The 26,117-nt window shown below is 60.4% G+C and carries 24 protein-coding genes and 1 pseudogene; 5 read left to right on the top strand and 20 right to left on the bottom strand.

Going from position 1 to position 26,117, the window contains the following annotated elements:
* From pgaB to ACZZ0A_RS26530, 9 genes are all read right to left on the bottom strand, one after another.
* The gene (gene pgaB, locus ACZZ0A_RS26570; protein ID WP_463543936.1) at positions 1 to 1,998 is read right to left on the bottom strand and encodes a poly-beta-1,6-N-acetyl-D-glucosamine N-deacetylase PgaB; all 1,998 of its coding nucleotides are present in this window, start codon (positions 1,996 to 1,998) and stop codon (positions 1 to 3) included.
* Between the two features lie 12 nt (positions 1,999 to 2,010).
* A complete protein-coding gene (gene pgaA / locus ACZZ0A_RS26565) occupies positions 2,011 to 4,491 on the bottom strand; it encodes a poly-beta-1,6 N-acetyl-D-glucosamine export porin PgaA (RefSeq protein ID WP_463543935.1) in 2,481 nt (826 codons plus the stop codon).
* 249 nt (positions 4,492 to 4,740) lie between these two features.
* The gene (locus tag ACZZ0A_RS26560; RefSeq protein ID WP_095113888.1) at positions 4,741 to 6,246 is read right to left on the bottom strand and encodes a YdgA family protein; all 1,506 of its coding nucleotides are present in this window, start codon (positions 6,244 to 6,246) and stop codon (positions 4,741 to 4,743) included.
* A 248-nt stretch (positions 6,247 to 6,494) separates the two neighbouring features.
* On the bottom strand, positions 6,495 to 7,130 hold the full coding sequence (locus ACZZ0A_RS26555) for an NADH:ubiquinone oxidoreductase subunit N (RefSeq protein ID WP_095113887.1): 636 nt from the start codon (positions 7,128 to 7,130) through the stop codon (positions 6,495 to 6,497).
* A 93-nt stretch (positions 7,131 to 7,223) separates the two neighbouring features.
* Positions 7,224 to 8,666 (bottom strand): efflux transporter outer membrane subunit, encoded by a 1,443-nt coding sequence (locus ACZZ0A_RS26550; RefSeq protein ID WP_463543934.1) that lies wholly within the window; start codon positions 8,664 to 8,666, stop codon positions 7,224 to 7,226.
* Positions 8,663 to 9,565, bottom strand: coding sequence for an efflux RND transporter periplasmic adaptor subunit (locus tag ACZZ0A_RS26545; protein WP_007917702.1), 903 nt, complete (start codon positions 9,563 to 9,565; stop codon positions 8,663 to 8,665). The genes ACZZ0A_RS26550 and ACZZ0A_RS26545 overlap by 4 nt, the downstream gene beginning before the upstream one ends.
* Positions 9,562 to 9,771, bottom strand: a complete 210-nt coding sequence (locus tag ACZZ0A_RS26540; protein ID WP_007917703.1) for a DUF1656 domain-containing protein — start codon at positions 9,769 to 9,771, stop codon at positions 9,562 to 9,564. The genes ACZZ0A_RS26545 and ACZZ0A_RS26540 overlap by 4 nt, the downstream gene beginning before the upstream one ends.
* Complete coding sequence (locus ACZZ0A_RS26535; protein WP_463543933.1) at positions 9,768 to 11,831, bottom strand: FUSC family protein; 2,064 nt, start codon at positions 11,829 to 11,831, stop codon at positions 9,768 to 9,770. The genes ACZZ0A_RS26540 and ACZZ0A_RS26535 overlap by 4 nt, the downstream gene beginning before the upstream one ends.
* The gene (locus tag ACZZ0A_RS26530) at positions 11,828 to 12,256 is read right to left on the bottom strand and encodes a MarR family winged helix-turn-helix transcriptional regulator (RefSeq protein WP_095113886.1); all 429 of its coding nucleotides are present in this window, start codon (positions 12,254 to 12,256) and stop codon (positions 11,828 to 11,830) included. The genes ACZZ0A_RS26535 and ACZZ0A_RS26530 overlap by 4 nt, the downstream gene beginning before the upstream one ends.
* A gap of 201 nt (positions 12,257 to 12,457) precedes the next feature.
* Here ACZZ0A_RS26530 and ACZZ0A_RS26525 point away from each other — a divergent pair, with 201 nt between their 5' ends.
* A complete protein-coding gene (locus tag ACZZ0A_RS26525) occupies positions 12,458 to 12,736 on the top strand; it encodes a CopG family ribbon-helix-helix protein (RefSeq protein WP_414894959.1) in 279 nt (92 codons plus the stop codon).
* Positions 12,733 to 13,014, top strand: a complete 282-nt coding sequence (locus ACZZ0A_RS26520; RefSeq protein WP_007917707.1) for a type II toxin-antitoxin system RelE/ParE family toxin — start codon at positions 12,733 to 12,735, stop codon at positions 13,012 to 13,014. The genes ACZZ0A_RS26525 and ACZZ0A_RS26520 overlap by 4 nt, the downstream gene beginning before the upstream one ends.
* Before the next feature lie 3 nt (positions 13,015 to 13,017).
* Here ACZZ0A_RS26520 and ACZZ0A_RS26515 read toward each other — a convergent pair whose 3' ends face one another.
* Both ACZZ0A_RS26515 and ACZZ0A_RS26510 read right to left on the bottom strand, forming a co-directional pair.
* On the bottom strand, positions 13,018 to 13,263 hold the full coding sequence (locus ACZZ0A_RS26515) for a DUF2789 domain-containing protein (protein WP_007917708.1): 246 nt from the start codon (positions 13,261 to 13,263) through the stop codon (positions 13,018 to 13,020).
* Positions 13,264 to 13,392: 129 nt separating this feature from the next.
* On the bottom strand, positions 13,393 to 13,854 hold the full coding sequence (locus ACZZ0A_RS26510) for an aminoacyl-tRNA deacylase (RefSeq protein WP_463543932.1): 462 nt from the start codon (positions 13,852 to 13,854) through the stop codon (positions 13,393 to 13,395).
* Positions 13,855 to 14,028: 174 nt separating this feature from the next.
* Here ACZZ0A_RS26510 and ACZZ0A_RS26505 point away from each other — a divergent pair, with 174 nt between their 5' ends.
* Positions 14,029 to 14,559, top strand: coding sequence for an NfeD family protein (locus tag ACZZ0A_RS26505; RefSeq protein WP_238539513.1), 531 nt, complete (start codon positions 14,029 to 14,031; stop codon positions 14,557 to 14,559).
* Positions 14,560 to 14,561: 2 nt separating this feature from the next.
* Positions 14,562 to 15,320 carry a slipin family protein gene (locus ACZZ0A_RS26500; protein WP_007917711.1) on the top strand — a complete coding sequence of 253 codons (759 nt, stop codon included), beginning with the start codon at positions 14,562 to 14,564 and terminating at the stop codon, positions 15,318 to 15,320.
* A gap of 5 nt (positions 15,321 to 15,325) precedes the next feature.
* Here ACZZ0A_RS26500 and ACZZ0A_RS26495 read toward each other — a convergent pair.
* From ACZZ0A_RS26495 to ACZZ0A_RS26470, 6 genes and pseudogenes are all read right to left on the bottom strand, one after another.
* Positions 15,326 to 16,907 (bottom strand): annotated as a pseudogene (locus ACZZ0A_RS26495) (glycosyltransferase family 39 protein).
* Between the two features lie 55 nt (positions 16,908 to 16,962).
* Positions 16,963 to 18,597: an efflux transporter outer membrane subunit gene (locus ACZZ0A_RS26490; protein WP_259740583.1), complete on the bottom strand. Its 1,635-nt coding sequence runs from the start codon at positions 18,595 to 18,597 to the stop codon at positions 16,963 to 16,965.
* Positions 18,594 to 19,664, bottom strand: a complete 1,071-nt coding sequence (locus ACZZ0A_RS26485; RefSeq protein WP_007918323.1) for an HlyD family secretion protein — start codon at positions 19,662 to 19,664, stop codon at positions 18,594 to 18,596. The genes ACZZ0A_RS26490 and ACZZ0A_RS26485 overlap by 4 nt, the downstream gene beginning before the upstream one ends.
* A gap of 26 nt (positions 19,665 to 19,690) precedes the next feature.
* On the bottom strand, positions 19,691 to 21,229 hold the full coding sequence (locus ACZZ0A_RS26480; protein ID WP_007918322.1) for an MFS transporter: 1,539 nt from the start codon (positions 21,227 to 21,229) through the stop codon (positions 19,691 to 19,693).
* A 191-nt stretch (positions 21,230 to 21,420) separates the two neighbouring features.
* Positions 21,421 to 22,338 carry a LysR family transcriptional regulator gene (locus tag ACZZ0A_RS26475; RefSeq protein ID WP_016985559.1) on the bottom strand — a complete coding sequence of 306 codons (918 nt, stop codon included), beginning with the start codon at positions 22,336 to 22,338 and terminating at the stop codon, positions 21,421 to 21,423.
* A 61-nt stretch (positions 22,339 to 22,399) separates the two neighbouring features.
* A complete protein-coding gene (locus tag ACZZ0A_RS26470) occupies positions 22,400 to 23,125 on the bottom strand; it encodes a hypothetical protein (protein ID WP_007918319.1) in 726 nt (241 codons plus the stop codon).
* Here ACZZ0A_RS26470 and ACZZ0A_RS26465 point away from each other — a divergent pair.
* Positions 23,112 to 23,327, top strand: a complete 216-nt coding sequence (locus tag ACZZ0A_RS26465) for a hypothetical protein (protein WP_157279744.1) — start codon at positions 23,112 to 23,114, stop codon at positions 23,325 to 23,327. The genes ACZZ0A_RS26470 and ACZZ0A_RS26465 overlap by 14 nt on opposite strands.
* 59 nt (positions 23,328 to 23,386) lie before the next feature.
* Here the strand turns inward: ACZZ0A_RS26465 and ACZZ0A_RS26460 are convergent, their stop codons facing one another.
* From ACZZ0A_RS26460 to ACZZ0A_RS26450, 3 genes are read right to left on the bottom strand one after another with little or no spacing between them, the layout of a single operon-like run.
* Entirely contained in the window at positions 23,387 to 24,253 is an 867-nt protein-coding gene (locus tag ACZZ0A_RS26460; RefSeq protein ID WP_123375676.1) for an ABC transporter permease, read from the bottom strand.
* Positions 24,254 to 24,273: 20 nt separating this feature from the next.
* Positions 24,274 to 25,134, bottom strand: a complete 861-nt coding sequence (locus ACZZ0A_RS26455; protein WP_463543931.1) for an ABC transporter ATP-binding protein — start codon at positions 25,132 to 25,134, stop codon at positions 24,274 to 24,276.
* Between the two features lie 22 nt (positions 25,135 to 25,156).
* Entirely contained in the window at positions 25,157 to 26,053 is an 897-nt protein-coding gene (locus ACZZ0A_RS26450; RefSeq protein WP_007918313.1) for a TauD/TfdA dioxygenase family protein, read from the bottom strand.
* Positions 26,054 to 26,117 lie beyond the last annotated feature (64 nt).

Raw genomic sequence — 26,117 nt, 5'->3', positions numbered from 1 at the left:
TTATGGATTCCATTTGTTGGAGAGCGCAGGCCTTACGGTTTTCAGGTCCGGCAGGTTGTCGAGGAAGTTGTCCGGGTAGTAGCCGAAACTGGTCGCGCCTTGGCGCTTGAGGCGGCTCATCCAGTCCGCCAGATGCGCGCCGTCGATATCGGCCTGATCCTTTTTCGTCCAGTCGCGGGCCTGCAATTCGAACACCGTGCGGTTCAGGGCTCCGGGGCGCTTGCTGACGGTTTGCACCAAGGTTTCCAGCCACGGGCCGGACTCGGCCTGGGTCTGTTTTTCCATGAGCGGCATGGCCATCGGTGCGGTCCAGTCGTAGGTTTGCAGGAAGTCGTCGAGGTTCTGTGCGTACCAGGCTTCGCTCTCGGGATTGAGCATCGGCTCGGCGAAAATATTGCGCGCGGTCATAACCTGCGGGCCACGGATGGCGCGGACTTTGGCGGTCAACTCGTTGGTGAAATCGATGAGGTATCTGCTCTTGAACCGCGTCCAGCGCTGCATCGCTGCCGGGTCATCGCGCAACGCAGCAATCGAGCCGGGCAAACCTTGGGCAGCGTATGCTTTCAAGGCTTCAGGGCTGGCGTCTTCGAAATCCGAAAGCAGCGCATCGTCGTGATAGAGGATGCCGTCGACCGAGGTCAGGCGCGCCACGTCCTCGTATATTTCACCGATAATCCGCCGCACCTCGGGATCGAACGGCGAAAGGCGTGTGTACTGATCCGGATCGACAGCGGTTGTACCGGTTTTCGGGTCCCAGCGGGTGACACGTGGCAGTTTCGAATCGAGGCCGAAACTCAGCACCGGCATCCACGCAAACACCTTCACATTGGCGCGAGTGCGCAGTTGCCAGGCAACGCGGTCGAAAATGTCGGCACGTACCGGCAAGTGACGGTTGGGGAAGTACAGCGAGTGCACCAGACCATCGCCCTGCGGATCGGCAAAGGCTTGCAGGAACACCGTGTTGGCGCCCATGTCGGCCATGCGCTGCACCAGTTTGCCGAGGTTGATGTCCTGTTGCGCCGGGTCGGGGTCGTAGACGTTGTCCAGATCAACGTGCACCACACGCATGACGAAATCCGACTGCACGTCGACGATGCTATTGGAGAAAACCTCGCCATCGGGATCGGAGGAAACCAGGAAGCGCGGGCTGCTCATCAGGTTGTCGAGGGCATCGAGACCGTCGTCGAGGGTCAGGGCCATTTCGTAGCCCTCCTCGCCGACCACCGTCAGCGATGTGCCGTCCGCCGCGCCATACGGCCAGACCCAGACGCGTGGTTTCTTGCCGGTGACCTTGCGGATTTTTTCCGAGATATTGTTTACGTCGACACGAATCCGAGCCTGAAAATCGGCCTCGGATTCATAGCGTTTGGTCACTGGATCGTAGCGCCGGGTCGCCGCGGCAGGCTGCATGTTGCCTTGCGGATTGGCCAGAATCCCTTTGTGGTTGGCGTCGGTGTGCGCGGCGATTTCCACCAGACCCGATTGCGAGATTTCACGCACCTGATCCCAGGTCAGGAAGTCGGAACGCGCACGCGGGGCGCCAGCAAAATCCACCGGTTGATTGAGCGGCGTGTCGATCCAGACGCCGACCGGGGCCAGCAAGGCGTGCCAGTTGTAGGCGCGCAGCACCGGCAGCACGCGGGTATAGAAGCTCGCATAACCGTCGTCGAAGCTGAGCAGAATCGCCTTCGCCGGCAGCTCCGGGCCGCCCTTGCGCGCAGCCATGATCTGGTCGACGGTGACCGGTTTGTAGCCGTTCTCACGCAGCCAGGCGAGCTGTTCGATCATGCGCTCGGTGCGCACCGCGACCACCGCCTGATCGGGATCACGGTCTTCAACATCGTGATAGGCGATGCCGAGCACGTGGTTTTTCGGCCACGGTTTTTCGCTGGCCGCCAGCGGACGCTCGGACGGCGGCGCGAAGGCCGGAGCTTGCTGGGCGCAGGCGCTGATCAGCAGCGCTCCCAGCAGAAGGATGAAACGCGAAATCAAAGGCATCTTCAAACTCTTCTAGAAGCGGAAAGTGAGGTCGACGAGCAGACGCAGATCGGTCTCCCGATCCCCGTCGTAGGGCCGGTTGATCACACTGAGCAAACCGCCCACCTCGAATACGTCGTTCCAGGCATAACGCTGGCCGTAACCGAGCAAGGCCATGCCGCCAGTGCCGTGATCACGTTGGCTGTACGTCCCCGCGCCGGCCTGGAACTGCTGGCTCCAAGAGGTTTCGTAGCGGTGGTAGAGCACGTGATTGACGTTGACCAGCGGCATCACGCTGAAATCGGATTTGGGGTTGAAGTACGGCACGTCATCGGACTTGGAGTTGTGGCTGGTGCCGACTTCCAGTCCTGCATCGACCTGCACGTTCGGCGCGCTGTAGACGCCCTCACGGCCGGTAAGCAAGGCTTCGACGCGGTTGTTGCCGTCACTGAAGTGCGATGGGCTGACCGACAGACGCCACTCGCGACTTTCATTGGCGCGCCAGCGGATGAAACCGCTGCCGCCATTGGCCTTGATGTCGCTGTTGAGCGCGCGCAATGGCGTCTCGGCCGACAGGTATTCGAGGCTGCCGCCGTACTGCCAGTGGTCATTGATGTCGCGGGCGATCGCCAGACGCGCGCCCTGTTTGTCGCCGAACCCGTAAGAGTGGTTGGAGACTTCCGCTTCAAGGGTCATGTCGCGGGTGCGCCGCTCCAGGCCAACGCGCTGGAAGCGGTGGTGCCCGGTGCCTTCGGCGAAGTCGCCGGTGGCATAACCGGCCCCGGCGAACACTCGCCAGTCTTCATTGATCGGCGGGCTGTACAGGGTAGTCTGGATGCCGAAATCGCGGCTACCGCTGACGGCTCCGGCATCGCCGCTGCCGCCACCATTGGCCTTGCCGCCGTAGGCTTCGACGCGCAGTTCGGACATGTCATGCACTTCGCGCTCGCGCGCTGCTCGCTGGACCTGACGGTTATCAGGAAAACGCGCGACCACGTCATCGGTCAGCGCATCCATCTGCCGCCATTCCTGCAGCGTCATCGCCGTGCGCGCCTGCGCGACTTCCAGGCCCATGCCGCGCGGCACCATGCTCTCGGTTTCCTTGAGCTGGAGTTCCGCACGGCGCGGCCATTGCCGCGCCAGATACAGGTCGGCCTGGGCCAGACGCAAGCCGACATTGCCGGGGGCCTGATCGACCAGCGTCTGCAAGCGTTCTTCGCTGTGGGGCAAATCGGAACCATAGGTCCCGGCCTGCGCAGCCAACTGCTGGGCGTCCATCCATTCATGGTTGGGGTTGCCGATGGGCAAACCTTTGAGTTCGACACGCGGACGCTGAGACTTGGCGGCGTCCTCGGCGACTTTGCGCGCTTCATCGGCGCGGTCGCTTTCCAACAACGCGTAGTACAACGCGGTGCTGTCTTCGAGGCGATCACCGACATCGGCGTCCGGCGCCGAAAGCACTTGGCGATACAAGCCCGTGGCGATTTCCGGTTCACGCTGATCCAGATACGACGCCGCCACCCAGCGCAGGGCGTAAGTCGGAATCTTCACGCCTTCGGCTTGCAGCTTCTGGTACTCAGTGATGACGTCTGCCGTGCGTACCCGGGCCTTGAGCGCACCCATGCGGTCGATGCGCCAGCGGGTCACGTCATCCTGAGCGCTGGCGTCCGGCGTCCAGGTAGCGATCAGCTTGTCGTAGTCGGCCAGCGCGCGATCGGCGATGACGTAGCGTTCTTTTTCGCTGCGGGTGGCGAGTTCGGCGAGGCGCACGCGCTCGGCAGCCAGATCGCCTTCGAGGCGACGCAACGTGGGCGGATCAATCAGACCCGGACGTTGATTGGCCAGACGCAACGCCGGTTCCGGCAGACGCGCCTTTTGCAGGGCAACCACGTATTCACGAGCGACGTCCGGTTTGTTGCCGGCGCGTTTGAAGGCTTGATCGTATTCGAACAGGGCGTCGTACTGTTTGCCGGCGCGGGTCAACGCGTAGCCCAGCGCCAGACGGCGGGAAGGATCATCAGGTTTGGCCGCTACCAGCGCTTTGGCGCGGGTCACCGCTTCGTCGGGCTTACCGGCATCAGCCTGAGTCAGGGCCAGGCCCAGTTGCAGATCGGCGTTATCCGGCTCCAGCGCCAGAGCCTTGTTGTAGACCTGAGTGGCTTGATCCCAGCGCTTGAGGTTGCGGTAGGCGCGCGCAGTGGCGGTCAGCGCCTGAACCGGCAGCACGCGGTCGCGGCCCTGGGTTTCATAGACCTGCACCACTTCGGCGTCGAGTCCGGCCCAACTGGCGATTTGCAGATGATCGCTGATCTGCCCGGTGGTCGACTGGCCGGGTGGCACCTGACGCAAAACCGTCAGCGCCGGCGTGGTTTGCCCGGCACGGGCGTCGCGCACCATCTGATCGTAGGGTGTGTCGGCAAACGCCAGCGCCGGCCAGAGCAACTGGCTGCACAGCGCGACTCGAAACAAAGGGCGTAAACCAAGATGTAATACAGGAACATCAATACGCGGCATTCGTCAGCATCCTTACATGGCCAGCCGGGTCGCAATGCCCTCCTTGCCCTTTCGTAACGGTGGCCGCCCATGCACATGCAACGGCCAAGCTTAGTCAGGCAGTCTTGCACGCAAGCGCGGACCAGTATCCGGAACACAATAATTGTTCAGAATCGTGCTCCGGAAACGCCAAAAACCCGAACGCCAGACAGCAAAACGCCCGGCGTCTGTGCGATACAGAGGCCGGGCGTTGCTATTAAGAACGCAGAATTACTGCACTTGCGTGACGCCTGCGAACTTGCTCATCAGGAAGCCGACGAACTGCTCGACGGTCATCTTCTGGCCGTTGAATTCGACCTGATTGGCGGCGTAATGCAGCTTGGTCACGACGTTGGTGCCGTCGACGACGGCCAACTGCGAACCGACGGCCATGCCGGCGAACATGTCGGCCGCTTCCTTGGATTGATCGACGATGGCTTTGGCATCGGTCTGACCGTCGAGTTGCGCCTGCACGCTGAGCAGATCGACCAGCATTGGCTTGGACACCTGGATATTCAGGTCGAGCAACGCGATCAGTTGTTTGCCCAACTGATCCGGCGGCAGATCCATCGATTGCGGCTTGGTCAGGTCGATCACCAGATTGGCCTTGCTCTCACCGTTGGCGGTATTGAACGAGAGGTTTTCCAGCGCAAACTGTGGGCCGGCAGCCAGCAGTTTTTGCAGATCGGCTTTGACTTGCGCGCTTTCAGCTTCGGTCAGGTTCAGCTCAGGTGCCGGCAGGCCAGCGGCGGCGGCTTCAGCGGCGGCTTTTTCGTAAGGCTGCAATTTGGTCTGGTAAATCTGCATCAGCGACATGGTCGACGGGATGTCGAGGTTTTTCAGGCTCATGGCCATATTGGCCGAGCCGATTTTCTTGTCATTGAGGCTGACTTCGCCAACCTTATAGTCCGCACGGCCGGACGCATTGCTGCCGTTTTCTTCGGTGAGGTTCTTCATTTCGAAGTTCTTCACGCCGAGCACCGATTGCTTGGTGCCGAAGGTGGTTTTGCTGTTGGTCAGCACCAGGGTGTTTTCCCCGGTGTAGTAGCCGTAGCTGCTCTTGGCGAGGTTGCTGGCCAGGGTCAGACCGTTGAGTTCGACCTGCACCGGCGCCTGATCTTCAGCCACCGTAACCAGTTTCAGGTTGTCCATGTAGCCGTCCGCCTTGACCTTCTGCGCTTTGGCGTTGGCGGAGATGTTCATGGTCAGGCCGGAGAACTTCAGGCTCGACTGCTCATCCAGTGCGGTTTCGAACGGCAGCAGGTCGAGGGTGCTGGTAGTGGATTCGTCGTAGCCGAGGCTGGTCACGCCTTTGAGCGGCGCGGCGCCCTTGGTGGCGGCGAACCACTTCTCGGTGGCCGCATTCTTTTCCAGCTCGTAGTTGCTGGTAGCCATGACTGGCAGCCATTTCAGCGAAACCAGACGCGAGAATGGCAGCGGGCCGTGCTCGATGTGATCGACGAACAGCAATTCCACTGGTTTGTCGCCGAACATCTCGCCCTCACCTTTGAGGCGGTAGTGCGCGGTGCTGGTGAAGGTGTGGCGCTCCAGCGACACCAGTTCCAGCGACGCGGTGCCGTTGGAGCCGGCCATCGCGGTTTGCAGCTCTTGGTTGGCGTTGGTGACGGCGTTGTTCAGCACGCCTTCGATCTTGGTCCCGGTGTACCAGGCCCCGCCTGCACTGATCGCGCCGATGGCAACAACAATTCCGAGAAGCACGCCTGCTGATTTATTCATGAATGACCTGATCGATTTCCGTGGCTGTGAGTGTGGTCGTCTTCCCTGAACCCGTGACCGGGTCGCGGCTCGACTGCGCTGAATTCAGCGGTGGAGATTAGCACCGGGCGCGTGAGCTGGCCCAATGTTTAAAGGTTAAAGAGTGTCTATGGACACTCGGGAAAGCAAAAAGATCGCAGCCTGCGGCAGCTCCTACAGAGAAACGCGTTCCAATGTAGGAGCTGCCGCAGGCTGCGATCTTTTGCTGTTCAGGAATACTGAACCTCAATCTCATCCAACTGATGATCAAAGCTTTTCAGCCGCGCGGTCCAGGTGTAAACCAGCACTTCAAAATCCCGATCGATCACCGCCCCGCCCGGCCCGTCCGCGCGCGGATCGCAGAAATCCAGTTGATAACGCTCGCGGGCCATGGCTGTAGCGACATCGGACAATTCCCGGGCATTGTTGAGCCAGTGCCAGCCCTCGCCATCAATCTGCTTGTCGAGTTCCAGACACTGCTTTTTCAGCGCTTCGAGACTTTTTTCCAATGGCGTGCCGGTGAGTTCGCCCATGACTTCGGCGAAGGTCCGCCCGGGTTGCCAGTAGCTACCCCAGAAATACCGGTCGAACACCGTTTCGACTCGGCGCAGGGCGACTTTGGTGTCCCAGATCAGCACCAGGGTTTTGCCCTGTTCGAGCTGGCGTTTCTTGACCCGCTGCACCTGAACCGAGGCCCAAGCCACGACCACAATTGCCATGACCGCAATCAGCGCGACGGCGCTGTCGAGGAAAACCATGGCCTTGTCGATCTGGTGGGCCAGCATGATGCCGTAGAAATAAGTGGCCGAGAGCAGCACCAACGCTACCAGGGCGCACCAGAAGCCGAGAGCGTAAGGGTTTTTCATTATTGGTTTCCCCTAGACCAGCGCTAGCAATGTGCGCTGAAGGGGCGCTTTGCACGGGGCGCCCCTTCAACACTTCAAAGCATAGCAACGGCCTCAGGGTTTGCTGGGGCTTGCAGCGTGCGTTCGTCCGCTTTCCCAGCCGCCGCCCAAGGCGAGGAACAAATCGATCTGGCTCATCGCAACCTGGGTGTTGGCGGCGGCCAGTTGTGCGGTGACATCGGTGTAGGTGCGCGTTGCTTGTAGATCAGCGAGGAACGACTCGCGACCGGCCTGGAAGAAGCGGTGGGTCTGGTCGGCCGCCAGCTTTGCCGACTGCTCGGCGTCGGCCAGTGCGTCGCGACGTTGCAGCAATGCGCTGTACTGGGCCAGACCGGTCTGGGTTTCGCGAATGGCGTTGAGCACCACGCCGTCGAAGTGCGCCAAGGCGCCTTGGGTCGCCGCTTCTGCCTCGCGGATTCGCGCACGAGCGCCGTTGGTCGGCACTTTCCAGCTCAGCGACGGGCCAAAGCCCCAGCGGTTGGTCGACGGATCACCCAAGTCATCGATGAGACCAACAGTGCCGATGGTCGCGCCGATACTGATGTCCGGATACAACTCGCCCGTGGCGACGCCGATCCCGGCGGTCGAAGCAGCCAGTCGTCGTTCGGCCTGACGAATGTCCGGACGACGTTTGAGCAGCGCGGCGCCATCGCCGACTGGCACCAATTGGGCGATTTTCGGCAACTCGGCGCAGGTCGCGGTGCCGGCGGGCAACTGATCAACCGGTTTCGCCAGCAGCATCGACAGACGGAACAACCCGGCCTGACGCGCCGCTTCATAGCGCGGCAGGTCGGCGCGCAGGGATTTGAATTGAGTTTGCGAGCGGGTGACCTGGGTTTCGTCGCCACGTCCGGCGTCACGCAGACGCTGGATCAGCGTGGTGCTTTGCGATTGCAGGTCCAGGGAATGCTCGGCGATTTCCCGTTCTTCATTGGCCGCGCAGACTTGGGTGTAAGCACGAACCACGTCCGCCACCAAAGTGATCCGCGCCGTGTCTGCCGCGGCCTGGGTCGCGTCGGCATTGGCCTTCGCGCCTTCGATGCCACGCTGCAAGGTGCCCCACAGATCGAACTGATAAGAAGCGCTAATGCCGATGTCGCCGACGTTATCGACCGGGACTTTTTCCGGCAGCAAGAATGCCTGACCAGACTCTTGCAAACGCTGCGCGCCCATCTTCACACCTGCGCTCCAGCCGCCCGCTGCTTCGGCCTCATCGACCTGAGCTCGAGCCCGTTGCAGGTTCGCCGCCGCGACGCGCAAATCGGTGTTGGAGGCCATGGCCTGCTGCACCAGTTGATCCAGCCGCGCATCCTTATAAAGACGCCACCAATCCGCCGGCACCGGCGCCGAGACGACCGGTTTTCCGGCAACCGCCAGTTCGCCCTGAAAATCCTTGCGCTGAACCGCCGCATCCTCCGGCACCTGATAGTCCGGCCCGACCATCTGACAGGCCGAGAGCATCACGCCCAACCCGGCGATCATCAGCGCCCGGCTCATTGCACGGGCTCCTGCTTGCGGTCGTCGCGTGGCTGATCGTCGATGATCGAAACAGTGGCGGTACGCCCGGCGATCATGCGGAAATCTTCAGGCACATCGTCAAAGGCAATCCGCACCGGAATCCGCTGCGCCAGCCGCACCCAGCTGAACGCCGGGTTGACGTTGGGCAACAGGTTGCTGCCGCTGGTACGGTCGCGGTCTTCGATACCGGCGACGATGCTTTCAACATGCCCGCGCAGTTTGGCGCGGTCGCCGATTACGCGAATATCCACCGACTGGCCGACATGAATGCCGTCGAGTTTGGTCTCTTCGAAATAGCCGTCGATGTGGAACGAATTGCTATCGACCACCGACAACACCGGACGCCCGGCGGTGACGAATTCCTGCGGACGCGGCGCGCGGTCGTTGACGTAGCCGTCCACCGGGCTGCGGATTACCGAGCGGTCGAGGTTGAGCTGCGCACTGTCCACAGTGACCATGGCTTCGGCCAGTGCCGATTGCGCGCGGGCGACCTTCGACTGGCTTTCTTCCAGTTGCTCGGCCGGCACCAGGTTACCGAGGCCACGGTTACGCTTGGCTTCGCGCTGGGCTTGAGCGAGGGTTTCTTCGCGATCAGCGACGGCCGCCTTGGCCTGACGCAGGGCCAGTTTGAAACGGTCCTGATCGATGCTGAACAGCACCTGGCCGCGCTTGATCAACTGGTTGTCTTTCACTTCAACCTGTTGGATCAACCCGGAGACGTCCGGGGCGATCTGGATAATGTCGGCGCGAATATGGCCGTCACGGGTCCACGGCGCGAACATGTAATACATCACCATGCGCCAGACGAGGACAACGGCAAAAGTCACGATCAGCAGGGTCAGTACCACGCGACCGATGGTCAAAAACGGTTTTTTCATGTCATCAGGTATCGACTGAGTGAGTCCACGCCGTACAGAAGCACGGCATAGAGGGCCACGTTGAACAATGCCCGGTGCCAGACCAGACGGTAAAAGTGCACGCGCGTAAGCACGGCATGCACCAGCAAAAACAGCACATAAGTGATACCCATCAACACCAGCAGGGTCGGCAGGAAAATGCCGCTGATGTCCAGATCACCGATCATAGGGGCGCTCCATCAGGCAGCGGTTCTTCGGAGTCGGCACTGGAGACGAATTCGACGCCGGGCAACAACGCCAGACGCAAACCGCTCAAGGCGTGCAACAGGTTCAGACGGGTTTCATCGTCACCGTGGCCATTAAGCGCGCGGCGAGTGCGATCCAGAGTCATCAGCAACGGCGCTGGCGCCGGCAAGCGTTCGCCAGCCTTGAGGCAAGCGCGGAAATACTCGCCGACCTCGCTGACCACTTGCTGCAACAGTGCGTTCGGCGCGCCGGTCACCCGTGGGGTATAGGCGAGTAAATCGAGCAGGTTCAGGCCGACGCGCACTTCGCGCATGGCGATGCCGGTGTCCTGGCCGGTGAGGGCCAGACGCGGCAGGTGCTGCATCAGTCGATCGAGCAACTGCACGCCCAATTTGCGGTGCTCGGCAAGGTTGGCCGGCTCGGTCATGTGGACGATGTCTTTCCAGCTGAAGCGAGTCAGGCGTTTGGCCGCCAGTTCGGCGCCGAACGGGCGCGCTACCAGCGTCCAGATAAACGCGAACAACAGCCCTAACGGACCCGCCAGGTTGGAGTTCACGAAGGCAAAAAAGTCCGCGTCGTAAGCGCCCTGAATACTGATGAACGAGGAGGTGTTGACCAGCGTCAGCAGCATGCCGAGGAAAAACCGCGGCTGTACAGTCAATGTGCCGACGCAGATGAACGGGATGGAAAACGCCAGCACCAGCATCGGGAAATCATGCAAGTTGGGCAGAATCAAAAACAGATAAAGGCTGGCGAACAACACCGACATGCCGGTCCAGAAAAAGAACCGGTAAATCTGCGGTGCCGGGTCGTCCATCGAGGCGAAGAAGCTACAGGCCACCGCGGCGAGAATCACCGCGCTGCCGCCGTCCGGCCAGCCGAGCAGAATCCACAGCACCGAGGCGGTGATGATCGCCAGAACGGTCGAGGCCGCCGAGTAGAGCATCAGCCCACGATCAATGAACGGCGTCAGACGACCGAGGCGCCAGTGACGGTAGACCGCGCGCCAGCTGTCCTGGCGCTCGCAGAGAATCGCGTCCTGCAGACTGCGGCAGTCCTGCCATAAATCGATGAATTCGCCGAGGCGATAAATCGAGTTGGAGAACAGCAGTTGTTTGCGGTCTTGCAGTGCTTCGACGCTCGGTTGCAGGGCTTCGAGCTGATCTTTCAGCGCTTGCCAGCGGTCGAGATCGGCGTCTTGATGAGCGAGCCATTCGCGGGTTGCGGCCAGCAGCGGTGCGAACTTTTCCACCAGTTCCGGCGTGCGCCGCTCTAGGGCGTAGAGCGAATCTTCCAGCGCATCGATCACTGGCAACAGATGAATCATCCGCCCGCGCAGTTCTTTGGTGTTGCGCACGGTTTGCGGTAGTGCGCCTTCGTGGGGCAACTGGCCGATCATCAATTCGAGACTGTTGAAGTTGGCAACCATGGCCATGCGCAGCGCAGTGACTTCTTCGGGCTGCACGTCGCGGCTGAGGAATTTCAGGCTATAGGTCGTTGCGTCGGCGAACCACTTGCTCACGGCATCGTTGAACACCGGCGCCAGTCGACGCGGCCAGAACATCGCGCCGACCACGGCGGCAACGGCGATGCCGAGGAAAATCTCTTCGGTGCGCGCCTCTGCTACGTCCCACACCGCCAGCGGGTTATCCACCACCGGCAAGGCGATCAGCGGCAGGGTGTAACCGGCGAGCATCAATGCGTAGTTGTTGGCCGTGCGCAGTTGCAGGGACAGGAACAGCAAAATGCCCGTCCACAGCGCGATGACCACCACCAGTACATACGGGCTCTGCACGAACATCGGCACGAAAAAAACCGCCGCCGCGGCACCGAGAAAAGTCCCGATGGCGCGGTACAAGGCCTTGGAACTGGTCGGCCCGAGAAACGGGCTGGAGACGATATACACCGTGGCCATCGCCCAATACGGACGCGGCATTTGCATGAGCAAGGCGATGTACAGCGCGATCATCGACGCTGCGAAAGTCCGCACCCCGTAGAACCAGTCGCGGGCCGGCGGAATGCCAGAGAAAAAACCGTTCAAGAATTGATCACCACAGGCGGATGGGCCGACTCAAAAGCTCTGAGTACCCGAAGCGTAGCTTCCAGATCGCTTTGCTCGATGCCTTCGAGCACCTCATGACGCAAGCGCACCAGTTCGATCTCGACCGCTTGCACCAGTTCACGACCGGTGTCGGTCAGGCTCAGGCACTTGGCGCGGCGATCCTGGGCATCTTCGGTCCGGCAGACGTAGCCGGAATGGCACAACTGATCGAGCAGACGCACCAGCGACGGACTCTCCATCCCGGCCGCCTGCGCCACTTGCACTTGGCGCACGCCCTCGCCCAAACGGCCGATCATCAACAGCGGCACGGCGCAGGCTTCGGAGATTCCGTAGTTGACCAGCGTGGTCTGGCAGATCTTCCGCCAATGCCTGGCGGCCACCACCATGGCACTGCTGATGTTCATCTGGAGAGCGTCGAGTTCGTTCGGCACGAGGAAATGCACACTGTTAGTTTGCTAACTATCAATATCGCATTGGAGGGGAATTTCAGTCAAGTTTTGAAACAAATTGCTCCACTGGTCGCTCGCACAAACTGAAGCTTTCTAATTCATGTGATGACGATGTATATACCTCGTCAGTACCGAGAACCTTGAAGGAATCTGCAGATGTCAAAACAAGCCGTTTTTACAATGAAGCTTGAACCAGAGCTGCGTGAGCAGTTCATGGCGGAGGCAGAGGCCTCCCATCGCCCTGCTTCGCAGATCATGCGAGAAATGATGCGTCAGTTTGTTCGCATACAACAGGAAGCCCGAGAGTACGAAGCCTTCCTGCAACGAAAAGTCGACCTTGCAAGAGAATCGATGGCAGCCGGTGAAGGTGTGTCCAACGAGGAAGTTGAAGCACAATTCGCCGCCAGGCGCAGGCAGGTAGAAAATCAAGGATGAAGATTATCTGGAGTAAAAATGCCGTACAGGATCGCGAAAAAATCTGGGACTACCTTCACGCAAAAAATCCAGGCGCAGCGCTCGACATGGATCGCCGCTTCACCGAAGCGGCTTCGCGCCTATCCCAGAACCCCAAGATTGGCCCGGTCGGCATCATTGCTGGCACTCGCGAATTAATTCCCCATCCCAGCTACCGTCTTGTCTACCAGTCAGATCAGGATGTGATCTGGATTATGGCGCTGGTTCATACAGCACGGGCCTGGCCTTTTCCAACGTAGCGATTACCCCGCTCTCCCCTTGCGCAACATCACATTCAACTGATCCACCACCTCCGCCCAATCGGCGTCATCCAGAATCTCGTCACGCAAAAACTCCGCTTGGCTCTTCGTCCAGAAAAACGCATCAGCCAAATGCAAGTCGGGTTTGAGCGGGGAATGGGTGGCGATGAATTTGTCGATGTCGACCGGTTCGTCGGGGAGGCCGAGTTGTTTGAATAGTGATGGGAGGTTGTGTGTTGGGCTTTCCATTGATCAACTCCTTCAAAAAATGGGCTGTTTGGAAGATTACTCGCGAGCAGGCTCGCTCCCACAGGGGAATGCGATCAACCTGTGGGAGCGAGCCTGCTCGCGAAGGCGTCAGTGCCGGCACCACAAAACTTAATCACTCAACTCCCGCACCTCGGCATGCGGCACCATTTTCAGAAACTCCGGCATGCTCATGTGCAGCAGGTAATTGTGGTTGCCCGCCTCCAGATAAATATCCTTTTGCCGCGTCAGCAACGGGTCGATGACCATGTCCAGGCCATAAGAGCCACCCAGCGGCGGTACCGCGCCGCGTTCGCAGTCGTCGAAGATTTGCGCCAGATTGCTTTCGCGGGTCAGTTGCCATTCGCCGCTGGTGCGTACCTTGCTCAGGTCCAGATGACGACTGGCCGGCAGCACGGCCATCAGGTAGTGCCCGTGGTGGTCGTCGAGGATGATCGATTTGGCCACGCGCTCGGCGGGCACCCCGGCGACTCGTGCGGTTTCCAGGCTGCTGGACGAGTGTCGGTGGGCGACGATGTCGTATTCGCAGTGCGCCCGGTTCAGGCTGCTCTGTACTTTTCTTGCCATGCGCATGATGCACCTCGGTGTTGCGCTGAACGGTGGTTGCCGTGTCTTTGAGTCTAGTTCGGCGAGGGGTTGGCGCAGAGAATTCCGCCCACTGGACACATCCGCACATTGATCAAAGTTCAACCAGCGCAACCCTCAACTAGACTGTAAGAACCAGCCATGACGCTCGCGGAGGGTCACGTGAACAGCCGATGTTGTGCGCTTGCCTTGCTCCTGCTGATCAGCGGCTCAGCCCTCGCCGCTGACACCCCGTTGCCGCCGATGAGTCCGGCCGGTTTGTGGCTGATTACCTTGGGCATCGTCTTTCTGATCGCCGAAGCGGCGCTGCCCAATTACGGAGTGATCGGGCTGGGCGGCATCATCATGTTCGTGATCGGCGCGCTGATTCTGAGCAACGCCGAGTTGCCGGTGCCGATGATGATCGGCCTTGGTCTGATCAGCGCTCTCTTGTTGATTGCGCTGCTGATTCGCGCCCTGAAAACCCGCCCCCGCCACGCGGTCAGTGGCGATGCCGGCCTGCTCGGCAGTGTCACCGCGATCACTACGGTGCAACCGGGCGATGCCCGTAATGGCTGGGTGCAACTGCAAGGTGAGCGCTGGCAAGTGCTCAGCGCGACACCGCTGCACACCGGGCAATCAGTGCGCGTGGTGGCGCGCAAGGGATTGTTGCTGCAAGTGGCCGCGACTGACGCGGCGCCACTCGGAGAGTGATTATGGGTCTGCAAATCGGTTTTGTTGCGCTGCTGTTACTGGTCATTGCCCTCGCCGGCTCGACGTTTCGCATCCTGCGCGAATACGAACGCGGCGTGGTGTTCCAACTCGGCCGCTTTTGGCAGGTCAAAGGCCCAGGCCTGATCCTGCTGATCCCGGTGGTCCAGCAAATGGTCCGGGTCGACCTGCGCACCGTGGTGCTCGATGTGCCGCCGCAGGACGTGATCACCCGCGACAACGTCTCGGTCAAGGTCAACGCCGTGCTGTATTTCCGCGTGCTCGATCCGCAGAAGGCGATTATTCAGGTTGAGGATTATCTTTCTGCCACCAGCCAACTGGCGCAAACCACCTTGCGCGCGGTGCTTGGCAAGCATGAACTGGATGAGCTGCTGGCCGAGCGCGAGCAGTTGAACATCGACATCCAGCAGGTACTCGACGCGCAGACCGACGCCTGGGGGATCAAGGTCGCCAACGTCGAGATCAAACATGTCGACCTCAACGAATCGATGGTCCGCGCCATCGCCAAACAGGCGGAAGCCGAGCGCGAACGTCGGGCCAAGGTGATTCACGCCGAAGGCGAACTGCAAGCCTCGGAAAAACTCATGCAAGCAGCGGAAATGCTCGGTCGCCAGCCTGGCGCAATGCAGTTGCGCTATATGCAGACCTTGAGTTCGATTGCCGGGGACAAGAGTTCGACGATTGTCTTTCCGTTGCCGATCGAATTGCTCAAGGGCATGGCGGATTTGTCGGGGAAATCCTGACCCGCCTATTCACCCGCAGGTTTGGGCACGAACAAGCGTGCTTGCATCCCGCCCGCGTGTACTTCAGCGCTGGCCTGCCAGGTCGCAGGTAGCGGTGAGAACTCTTGTGGCTCATCGACGGTTCCGACCAGCCAGACCCGGCCTCCGGCTGGCAGCTCGGTCAGGCTGTTCAGATAGACATCACTCGTTACCAGCGTGCCGAACCCGTACTCATTTGGCCGCGTCGATTGGTCATCGGCGTTCGGTGGAGTGAAGAGGCGCACCTGCGCCCCGGTGCGATCGTAGTAGACGTAGCTCAGATACCAGAGCATGTCGCTGGTGACGATGCGGTCACCGGGAAGGAAATGCTGGTTGACGTACTTCACGACCGTGTCGAGTTGATCATGCGTGTCGACCGTGGCGTTGTTGTTTACGCCGACCAGTTCCACGGCGATCAGCGACACCAGCACTGCCAATGCCAACATCCGCACGCGGCTGTACAAACGGTCGATGGCCAACGCCGTCAGCATCGGCAAGCCAAGGGCATACGCCGTCAGATAACGCTCAATGAATACCGGCGTAATGAACGACACCAGATACACCAGCAATAGCGGCAGCCCGGTGTACAGCGCCAGCAGAACACTGCCGCGCGACACACTGCGATCGCGCATCACCGCGATGACTGCCAGCCCCAGCATCGCCAGCGGCAACGCCGCGAAAATCAGCCACGGCAAACTTTCACCGTCATCCTGAATCAACCATGACCAGATCATCGACGGCAGCGAACTCAACGTAACGGCAGGCTCCCAACCGACATCGCCACCGGCCTCAAGCTGCTGCATGTGCTGCGTCAAATCAAGCAGGTTGGGCAGCCAAGGCAGATACAAAGTAACGATGGTCAGGTTCGCCAGCCACCAGTTCCAGCGCTGGATGTGCCGGAACCGGTAACCACGCTGTACGCGGATCGCGATCAGATAAAGCCAGTGACACAGCGCCGCGAGCACGGCGAAATAGTGGGTGTAGAGCGCCGCGCTCATCAGCAGCAGGTAATACACCAGATAGCGCTGGCGTTGCGGGCGGCGGATCCAGTAGACCAGCGCCAGGCTCGCGGCGAGCAGCAGCGCCCCGAGCAGCGCGTACATGCGCACTTCCTGGCTGTAGCGCACCGCGGTCGGCAACAGCGCCAGCAACACACCGGCGATGAACGCTGCGCGACGGGTGGCCAGGCGATCCACCAGCCACACGCCCAGCCCCACCGCCGCAATGCCGGCCAGCGCACTGAGAGAGCGGACCGCCAGAATGCCGTCCCCGAACAATTCGACCCAGCCATGCAGCAGCATGAAGTACAGCGGCGGATGCACATCGAATGCCGCGTGCTGCCAAATTTCACTCAGCGAATAGCGCCCCAGCAGCAGACTGGAACCTTCATCGCCCCAGAATCGCTGCCGCGGTCAGATCATAAAAACGCACGAATGCGGCCAGCGCCAGGATCGGCCATAGCCAGTGATTTTTTATCCAGCGCACCCAGCGCAAGCTGCCGAACCAGGAGCCGGGCGCGGCAAACGGATCTTGCGTGTCGCCCATTGGCGTGACTCTGTTCGCCGCCATTGCTGCCTCTTGCCGCGCCGCAGCGCCACGAGAGTATGACGCGCCAACCTGCCCATCACTTTAGGTCAGCCACGGCAGAACCGTCGATGTCGGTTTGTGCTTTCACGACGCCCGGCGTCATAGCCGCCATTTGCCCTTCCGGGTAAACCGACTGCCATCCCCCGCCCAACGCCTTGTACAACCCGACCATCGCCAGCGAAACGCCGGTGGAACTCTCCACCCACTGTTCCTGCGTTGCCAGCAGCGCGCTTTGCACGGTGAGGACGTTGACGAAATCGACCACACCTTCGACGTATTGCTGTTGCGCGGTGCGCAGGGCGATCTGGTTCTGGCGGACGGCTTCGGCGAGGCTGTCGCGGCGGCGCTGGCTGGCGTTGTAGACGGTCAGTTGATCGTCGATTTCATGCCAGGCACGCAGCACGGTTTGCTGGTAGCCGATCGCCGCTTCCTGTTGTTGCGCTTCGCGCAGTTGCAGCATGCCGCGCAGGCGTCCGCCATCGAACAGCGGCAGACTGAATTGCGGGCCGATGCCGAAGGCGCGTGAACCCCACGAGCCAAAGTCGCTGAGTTGCATGGCTTGCGAGCCGAGGTTGCCCGACAGGGTGATGCGCGGATAGAAGTCGCCTTTGGCTACACCGATATTGGCGGTAGCAGCATGCAGGCGCGCTTCGGCCTGACGGATGTCCGGGCGGCGTTCGGCAAGTTGTGACGGCAGACCGATGGCGACTTGCAGCGGCGACTGCGGCACGGCGGCGTCTGTGGATAACTCCTTAGCCAATGCCTGTGGCGGTTCGCCCATCAGCAGGCTGATCGCGTTGATCAACTGCGATTGACGTTGCTCCAGCGCCGGCAATCGCGATTCGATCGCGGCGACTTGCGCGGCGGCTTCGGCGACGTCGAGGTCAGTCGCCACACCGTCGGCCAGACGCAGTTGCGAGAGCTTCAGGCTATGGCGGGCGACGTCGAGGTTCTGCTCGGTGACGGCGCGGGTGTTTTGTACACCGCGCAGCTGAATGTAGTTTTGCGCCGTGTCAGCGAGTACGGCCAATAACACCCCGCGACGGTCGTTTTCGGCGACTTCGAGGTTTGCATCGGCGGCTTCGGTTTCGCGACGTACGCGGCCCCAGAAATCCAGTTCCCATGAGGCGGAGAAACCGGCGTCCCACAGGTTGAAGGCGGAATCGCCGTTGTGTCCGGACGGGTCGTTCAGGCCCTCGCTGCTGTTGCGTTTGCGCGCGTAACTGCCCGTGGCGGCGGTGCTCGGATAACGGTCAGCGGTGATCACCTGGCGGGCGGCGCGGCTTTGCTGCAGACGGCTGCTGGCCAGTTGCAGGTCGAGGTTGCTCTGCACCGCACGCTGAGTGAGTGCGGAGAGTTGCGCGTCGTGGAAGACCTCCCACCATCGTTCGTTGAGGGGTTCGCTGACAGCTTGGCTGGGGGCTGACTTGGCCGGCTTAGTCCAGTCGGCGATTTGTGTGGCTTCGGGTTTCTGGAAGTCTGGGCCGACGGTGCAGGCGGTGAGGCTTGCTGTCACCAAGGCGCTGAAAATGAGTGGCTGCCACTGACCCCATCGCTGGCAAGCCAGCTCCCACAGGGATTGTGCAGGTTGTCCAAATTGTTCAGCCCCACCGACGGAACCTGTGGGAGCTGGCTTGCCAGCGATGAGGCCAGTTGAATTACCACCCATCATCGCTGGGTCACCTCACGCACGGATTTCTCTGAACTGCGCGTATCAATACTCGCCTCCACCGACATCCCCACGCGCAACCGCTCGGCGAGCGGCTGACCCGGTTCCAGCATGATCTTCACCGGAATCCGCTGCACCACCTTGGTGAAATTACCCGTGGCGTTATCCGGTTTCACCGCCGCAAAGGTCACGCCTGTGGCTGGCGCAATACTTTCCACGCGACCGCTCAAGGCTTCACCACCAAGGCTGTCGACGCGCACCTGCACCTCTTGCCCCGGCTGCACATCCGTCAGTTGCGTCTCCTGAAAATTCGCCACGACATAAGCCCGCTGCAACGGCACAACCGCGAGCAGCTTGCTGCCCGGCGTCACATAGGCGCCGACGCGCACGGCGCGCTCGCCGATCATGCCATCCTGCGGCGCGGTGATGCGCGTGTAGGAAAGTTCGAAACTGGCGATTTCCAGTGCCGCTTGCGCGTGTTTCAGACTGCCTTCGGCGGCGTCACGTTGAGCGGTGAGGATGTCGACTTGCTTGCGCTCTGCCGCCAGCTTCGCCGTGGCGGTGTCGAGATGAGCCGTGGCCTGATCGATGCGCGTGCGCGCCTGTTGCGCGTTTTGCACAGTACCGGCGCCGACGCCGGCGAGATGGTTGTAGCGATTCAATTCCTGTTGAGCGAAAGCCATTTCAGCCTTGGCTGAGACCACCGCAGCTTGCGCCTGAGCAATTACCGAAGTCTGGCGCTCCAGCGTCGCTTTGGCATTCTGCAACTGTGCCCGCGCGACCAGGGTTTGCGCATCCGCCGCCTCGGCTGAAGCGCGCAAATCGCGATCATCGATCAGCGCCAGCAACTGACCGGCCTTCACTTGCTGGTTGTCTTCCACCAGCACTTCCTTGATGAAACCGGCGACACGCGGCACCACCAGGGTGTAGTCGGCGGAGACAAAGGCGTCGTTGGTGTTTTGCTGAGTACGTTTGCCAAACACGCCGGGCAGCGCCAGGTAAACCAGCACGCCGACTGCCAGTGCGGCGGCGATGGTCACCGCGAGTTTTTGCTTTGCTTGAGTCGTCATAAAAACCTTCTGTTTCAGTACAGCGATCAGGTCGGCGCGCGCGGCGGAAAGATCCGCGTCGGCAGCCAGAAAATCAGCAGGATCAACGCCACCGCGACGCCGGCCATGCACACATAGAGATCGGAAGAAGTCAGCACCACGGCCTGTTCGTGCAGGCGATGGGCGAGGCCCGGATCGCTGCGGTCGGCCAGCGGCGAATTGCCGAGGCTGTCGACCAGCATGGTCGAATGGAAATGCAGGCGCGCGGTGGTCAGCGCTTCGATCACCCCGGTAGCGACCACGGCCGCCAAGCCTTTCACCGTGTTGAACCACGCGGAGGCGAACGGCCCGTCCTGCGGCTGGATACTGCCGGTGGACAACATCAACAGCGGCAACACCGACATCGGCTGACCGAAGATCTGCAGCCATTGCAGGACGTAGAAATTGTCGCGAATCCATTCTGAAGTCAGCAGCGATCCGCCCAGGCAGGACAGCGTCAACATGCTCAAACCCATGCCAAGCACCCAGCGGCAATCGACCCAGCGCAGGTTGCACAACGCTGCCACCAACGGCAGCGCAATCAGTTGCGGCAAAGCGGCGATCAGCATGATCGGTGCGGTCTGCGCCGGGCGATAACCCTGCACCTGCGCCAGATAACTCGACGGAATCAACACCACCGCCTGCAGAACTATCAGCACACCGGCCAAGGTCATCAAGGCGAACGACAGGTTGCGGATACCGAGCATCTGCAATTTGAAAAACGGAATCGGCTGCGACCACTCGTTGATCAGAAACGCCACCAGCAGCAGCGAACCGGCGCCGAGCAATCCGCAGATCAGGCTCGACTCGAACCAGTCCAGCCGATTACCTTGCAGCAAACCGATCACCAGCATGCAGATCGCTGGAAAACCCAGCAGCAGGCCTTTCCAGTTGAACGACTTGAGGCGCTCCAAACGCAGCGGGTCCTGCGGGATGCCCCATGCGACCATCGTCATGGCGATCAGACAAGGCACGATGATTTGCCAGAACGTCCACTGCCAGCCGACGTATTCAGTCCACAACCCGGCCAGCGGCGTGCCGAGGCCGGGGCCGAATGTCGCCGTCAGTGCGTAGCCGGCCAGACCGTAGAGTTTGATATTCGCCGGCAAAAAGCGCAGGGCGACGGTCATCAGCATCGGTGGCAGCGCACCGCCGGCCAGCCCCTGCAAAGTGCGCATCAGCAGCAGACTTTCGTAGTTCGGTGCAAACGGGCACAGCACGCCAAGCAAGGTGAACAGACCGATCGCGCAAAGGGTGAAGCGGCGCAGCGAGAAGGTCACCGAACACCACGGCGCGAAGGCCATGGCCGCGACCGAGGTGGCGGTGTAGCTGGCGACCAGCCAGGTGCCTTCGTCGTAACCGATGTGCAACCCGCCACGGATGTCGGCCAGGGCCACCTTGGTGACCATCTCGTTGAGGCCCGACACCAGCACCGCCAGCAGCACGCCGACCAGGCCAATGATGATCCGCGCCCCGAACACCGGTGGCGCGGCCGCCGTCGCCGGGCTGGCCGCAGCGATGGGCACCGCAGCCGACAGGGATGTCATGAATACACACTCCGGAGGGAAAAATACCGGAGCATCTTAGTCGGGCTTGGCAATGACGAAAATTGACTTATTGGCAGGTTATAAGTGCGCCAGACACAATCATTAAAAGCAAAAGATCGCAGCCTTCGGCAGCTCCTACAGGGATATGCATTCCAATGTAGGAGCTGCCGAAGGCTGCGATCTTTTGATCTTTAGGGTTGTGCAGCCAGCCAGGTTTCGTCGCAACAGGCCTTGAGGGTTTCGCGCAGCCAGCGGTGCGCGGGGTCCTTGTCGAATCGAGGGTGCCAGGCTTGAGTCAGCATCAACGTCGGCAACGGGATTGGCAGGTCGAATGAGCGCAGTTTCAAACCGAGCCGGCGCACACTCAGCAGAGCTTCTTTGGGAACCGGCAGGATCAGGTCGGAATCAGGCAACGCAAACATCGCCGCATGGAAACTCGGCGCGATCACCGCGACGCGCCGCTCCAGACCCAGCGCATTCAGCGCGGTATCAATCGGGCCGCGAGCGATGCCCCGGCGCGACATGCTGATGTGGGAAAACCCGGCATAGCGCTCGGCAGTGATTTCACCGTCGAGCAATGGATGATCTTCTCGCACCAGTCCCACGAAGTGCGTCGAAAACAGATTCTGCACTTTGACTTCAGGAGTGACAGGGCGGGTATTACTGACGCTCAAATCGATGCGCCCTTCACGCAGGGCTTCATCGTCGCCATCGCCTTCCGGGACGAAGCGCAACTCACAGTGCGGCGCCAGTTGATCGAGGGTGTCGAACAGCTTGCCGCCGTAGACGCCGATGAAGAAGTCATTGGCGCGGATGCTGAAGCGCCGGCGCAGCGTGCCCAGTTCCACCGAGTCGGCCGAGCGGAACAGCAGCGCGGCCTGCTCGACCACATCGCGCACCTGCTCGCGCAACTCCAGCGCTTTGGGGGTTGGCACCAAGCCACGTCCAGCACGCACGAGGATCGGATCACCGATCGCTTCGCGGATCCGCGTCAGGGTTCGGCTCATTGCGGCCGGGCTGAGGTTCATCCGCCGCGCGGCGCCGACCACACTGCCCTCGTCGAGCAAGGCGTCGAGGGCGACCAGAAGGTTCATGTCCGGGAGTTGCACGCTGAGCACTCTTGGCTGATCTGGATTGATCCAGACACAATGCTAACAGAGGGATGAGCTCTCAGTTGTTGATCGGCTTAATTTCAAAATGCAATTCGTTGATGCGCTCTGCGAGAGGATCAGTGGTCTTGGCTATCCCTGGCAAACAGTCATTTAGCTCAAGACTTTCCTTACCTGGAAGCGTCACTTCTTGCATGATGTCAGCAACACGAGGTCCAAAATAGATGAAAGTTTCCGGAATAATCTCTGCAATTGAGATACGGCGCTGCTCCGGCCCCACAAACAAAACGTGGTACTGCTTCGGATCAACTCCTGCGCAATTGAAATTCGAACTGAAATCAGCCGCATGGGCGACTCTGTACAGGATCTGTAGACGCTTGGTCTCCGAGAAAAAATGGTCTACGTAAAACGCACTCATGCCCGTCATGAAACAAATCAGAGCGGCAGAAAAAATCACTGCTAATGGATTTTTATGTGTCTCGGACCAAAACTCGCTGTCTCGTACTTTGAGGACAAGATAGAACGCCGCGACAACCGCCCCTACAACCAGGGGCCAAAATAGAAAAATCATCAGTTGAATAACAGTACCGGCCACTAACGTCATAGGAAGGGCCGACGCATCAAAGGGAAAAATACTGTTGATATCACTGACCGCCTTCATCCTGGCAAAGTAGGTGGCTGCACCAAGGAGTATCGTCCAGAAGAAAGCGGAGACTGCGTAATTACCGAAGTGTCTCAGAATCTTTTGTTCGATCAGAATTACGACGCCAAATATGGCCGCGATCATCGAAGCGCACGTTAAAGCCAAAACCCAACCCGGTGTCAGCAGGTCATTTGAGGATATGAAGAGGCTTGCAACAAAAAGAAAAAACGACAGCGACAAAACCCAACCTACAACATTGGGTTTACATGTATTCGCGTTCGATTCAGACCCTTCTCTAGCCAAAGAAAAAATTCCTTTTTCATTGTGGATTTCAATGCCCCTTTAACGGCCCCCTGTCACAAAACTTAAGCATTGAAATACCAACATAAAACAAGCCTGAATCAATCAGCGCTGCATACCCCAACGCTTCACCGTCACCCTCTCCAGCGTATCGAACACCAGATTCTCCACCAGCAAGCCGATCAGAATCACCACCGCCAACCCGGCAAACACCTTGTCGGTATACAGCTCATTACGATTCTGAAAGATGTACCAACCCAGCCCGCCCTTGCCACTGGTCGCACCAAAAACCAATTCAGCGGCAATCAACGTGCGCCAGGCAAACGCCCAGCCGATCTTCAACCCGGCGAGAATCGACGGCAGCGCTGCCGGAATCAGGATGAACAGCACCAGCCGCAAACCCTTCAAACCGTAATTGCGCCCAGCCATGCGCAGTGTCTCGGAAACGCCGAGAAACCCGGCATAGGTGTTCAGCGCCAGCGCCCACAACACCGAATGCACCAACACGAAGATCAGGCTGTTCTGCCCCAGGCCAAACCACAGCAACGCCAGCGGCAACAGGGCAATCGCGGGCAACGGATTGAACATAGAGGTCATCGTGCTCAGCAGATCACGGCCCAACTGCGTCGATACCGCCAGCGTGGTCAGGGCAAACGCCAGAACGATGCCGATCAGGTAGCCCTTGATCAGCACCACCAACGATATCCATACCTTGGCCAGCAGCTCACCGCTGAGCAGCCCATCGAACAGCGCATGGCTGGTCTGCAAAAAGCTCGGCAGCATCAGGTCATTGTTCTGGATCCGCGCGACCACTTCCCACAGCACCGCCAGCACAATCAGGATCAGGCCTTTACGCAGCCAGCCCTGTTGCCACAGCCGCGTGCCGAGCGACAACTCCCGCTCGACCGGCACTTCAGTCAGCGGCTCCAGAACAATTTCAAACTCTTCACGCACAGATGATGAATGGCTCATCGGGTAATCCTCCTGGCCGCTCAATAGGCGATGCGAATGTCGTTGAAGTCGTGGTCACGCTCGGTTTCCGGCGACTGGCCCTCGTCGAACAGCAGACGATGAATGCGCCGCGCCGATTCCTGAAACGCCACGCCACCGAGGCTGTGCAGATCGTATTGATGGCTGTGCACTTCGGCGCGCACTCGGCCGGGATGCGGCGACAGCAGCAGGATGCGATTACCGACCACCAGCGCCTCTTCAATCGAGTGGGTGACGAACAGCAGAGTGAAGCGCACCTCTTCCCAGAGCAGCAGCAACTCTTCCTGCATCTTGCGGCGGGTCAGCGCATCGAGTGCGGCGAACGGTTCGTCCATCAAGAGGATTTTCGGCTGCATCGCCAGCGCCCGGGCAATCGCCACGCGCGCCTTCATGCCGCCGGACAAAGTGTGCGGATAAGCATCGGCGAACGCCGCGAGGCCGACCTTTTCCAGATAGTGCAGCGCACGCTCTTCGGCTTCTTTTTTCTTCAGGGTGCGCGAGGCAAGCAGTGGAAACATCACGTTCTGTTTGACGGTTTTCCACGGAGGCAGTTGATCGAACTCCTGAAACACCACAATCCGGTCTGGCCCCGGTGCGTCGACGCGTTCGCCTTGCAGGCGGATTTCGCCTTCGCACGGTTGAATGAACCCGGCCACCGCTTTAAGCAGGGTCGATTTGCCGCAACCGGACGGGCCGAGCAGCACGTATCGATCGGCCGGGTCGATTTCAAAACTGACTTGGTGGGTGGCGCGCACCACGCGTTGCGGCGTGCGATATTCGAGGCTGACATGATCGACGGCGAGCAGCGCTTCGCTGCGGGCGATCAGGTTGCTGGCCGCGTGGCCTTGCAAGGGGGCGTTCATGATTTGATCAGTCTCCGGCGAATCAGAAAGGCGCGTCGCCCTGAATGGTCGTGCGGTACAGCTTGCGGCGCAGGTGCGCGGGGCAGCCGGCGGCGAGATGGATCAGCGAACGGTTGTCCCAGAACACCAGATCGTGGGGCTGCCACTGATGGCGGTAGATATTCTGCGGCAGCACGCTGTGGGCGTAGAGCTCGCTCAGCAGCTGCTGGCTCTCGTCTTCCGGGAGGCCGACGATGCGCGTGGTGAAACCTTCGCTGACGAACAGGGCTTTACGTCCGTTCTCCGGGTGCGTGCGCACCACTGGGTGCACCACTTCCGCGACCTGAGCCAGTTGCTCCGGGGTCAGGGTCGGGCGCCAGTTGCCTTCGAATTTGGTTTCGCTGTAGCGGGCGGTGTAGGAATGCGCGGCCGAACGACCTTCAACAGCTTTGCGCAATGCCTCGGGCAAGCTGTCCCAGGCTTTGTGCATATCGGCGAACAGGGTGTCGCCACCCTCGGACGGCAACTCCTGCGCGTGGAGCATCGAACCGAGGCTCGGCAGCTCTTTATAAGAGAGGTCGGAGTGCCAGAACTTGCCGGCATCACCGAGGCCGATGTTCTGGCCGTTTTCGATGATGTTGGAAACGATGAGGATTTCCGGGTGGTTGGCCAGCAGGAACTGCTTGAGCACATGGATCTGCAACACGCCGAAGCGGCGGCTGAAGTCGATTTGCTGTTGCGGGGTGATTTGCTGGTCGCGGAACACCACGACGTGGTGATCCAGGTGCGCGCGATGAATGCGCGCAAAGTCCTGATCATTGATCGGCCGGCTGAGGTCAAGGCCAATGATCTCGGCGCCGACGGCACCGCTGAACGGGCGGATTTCAAAGGATTGCGGCGCGGCGGTCGCGGCGCTTGGGGAAGCAGTAGCTGCGGACATCTTTCCATCTCCCACGCACGGCGCGCTCACGGGCGCGCTCGTCGATCAGACACTCACGCTGGAT

The organism is Pseudomonas sp. AC242, from assembly GCF_979258655.1.
This window is presented reverse-complemented; position numbering and strand designations above follow the sequence as displayed.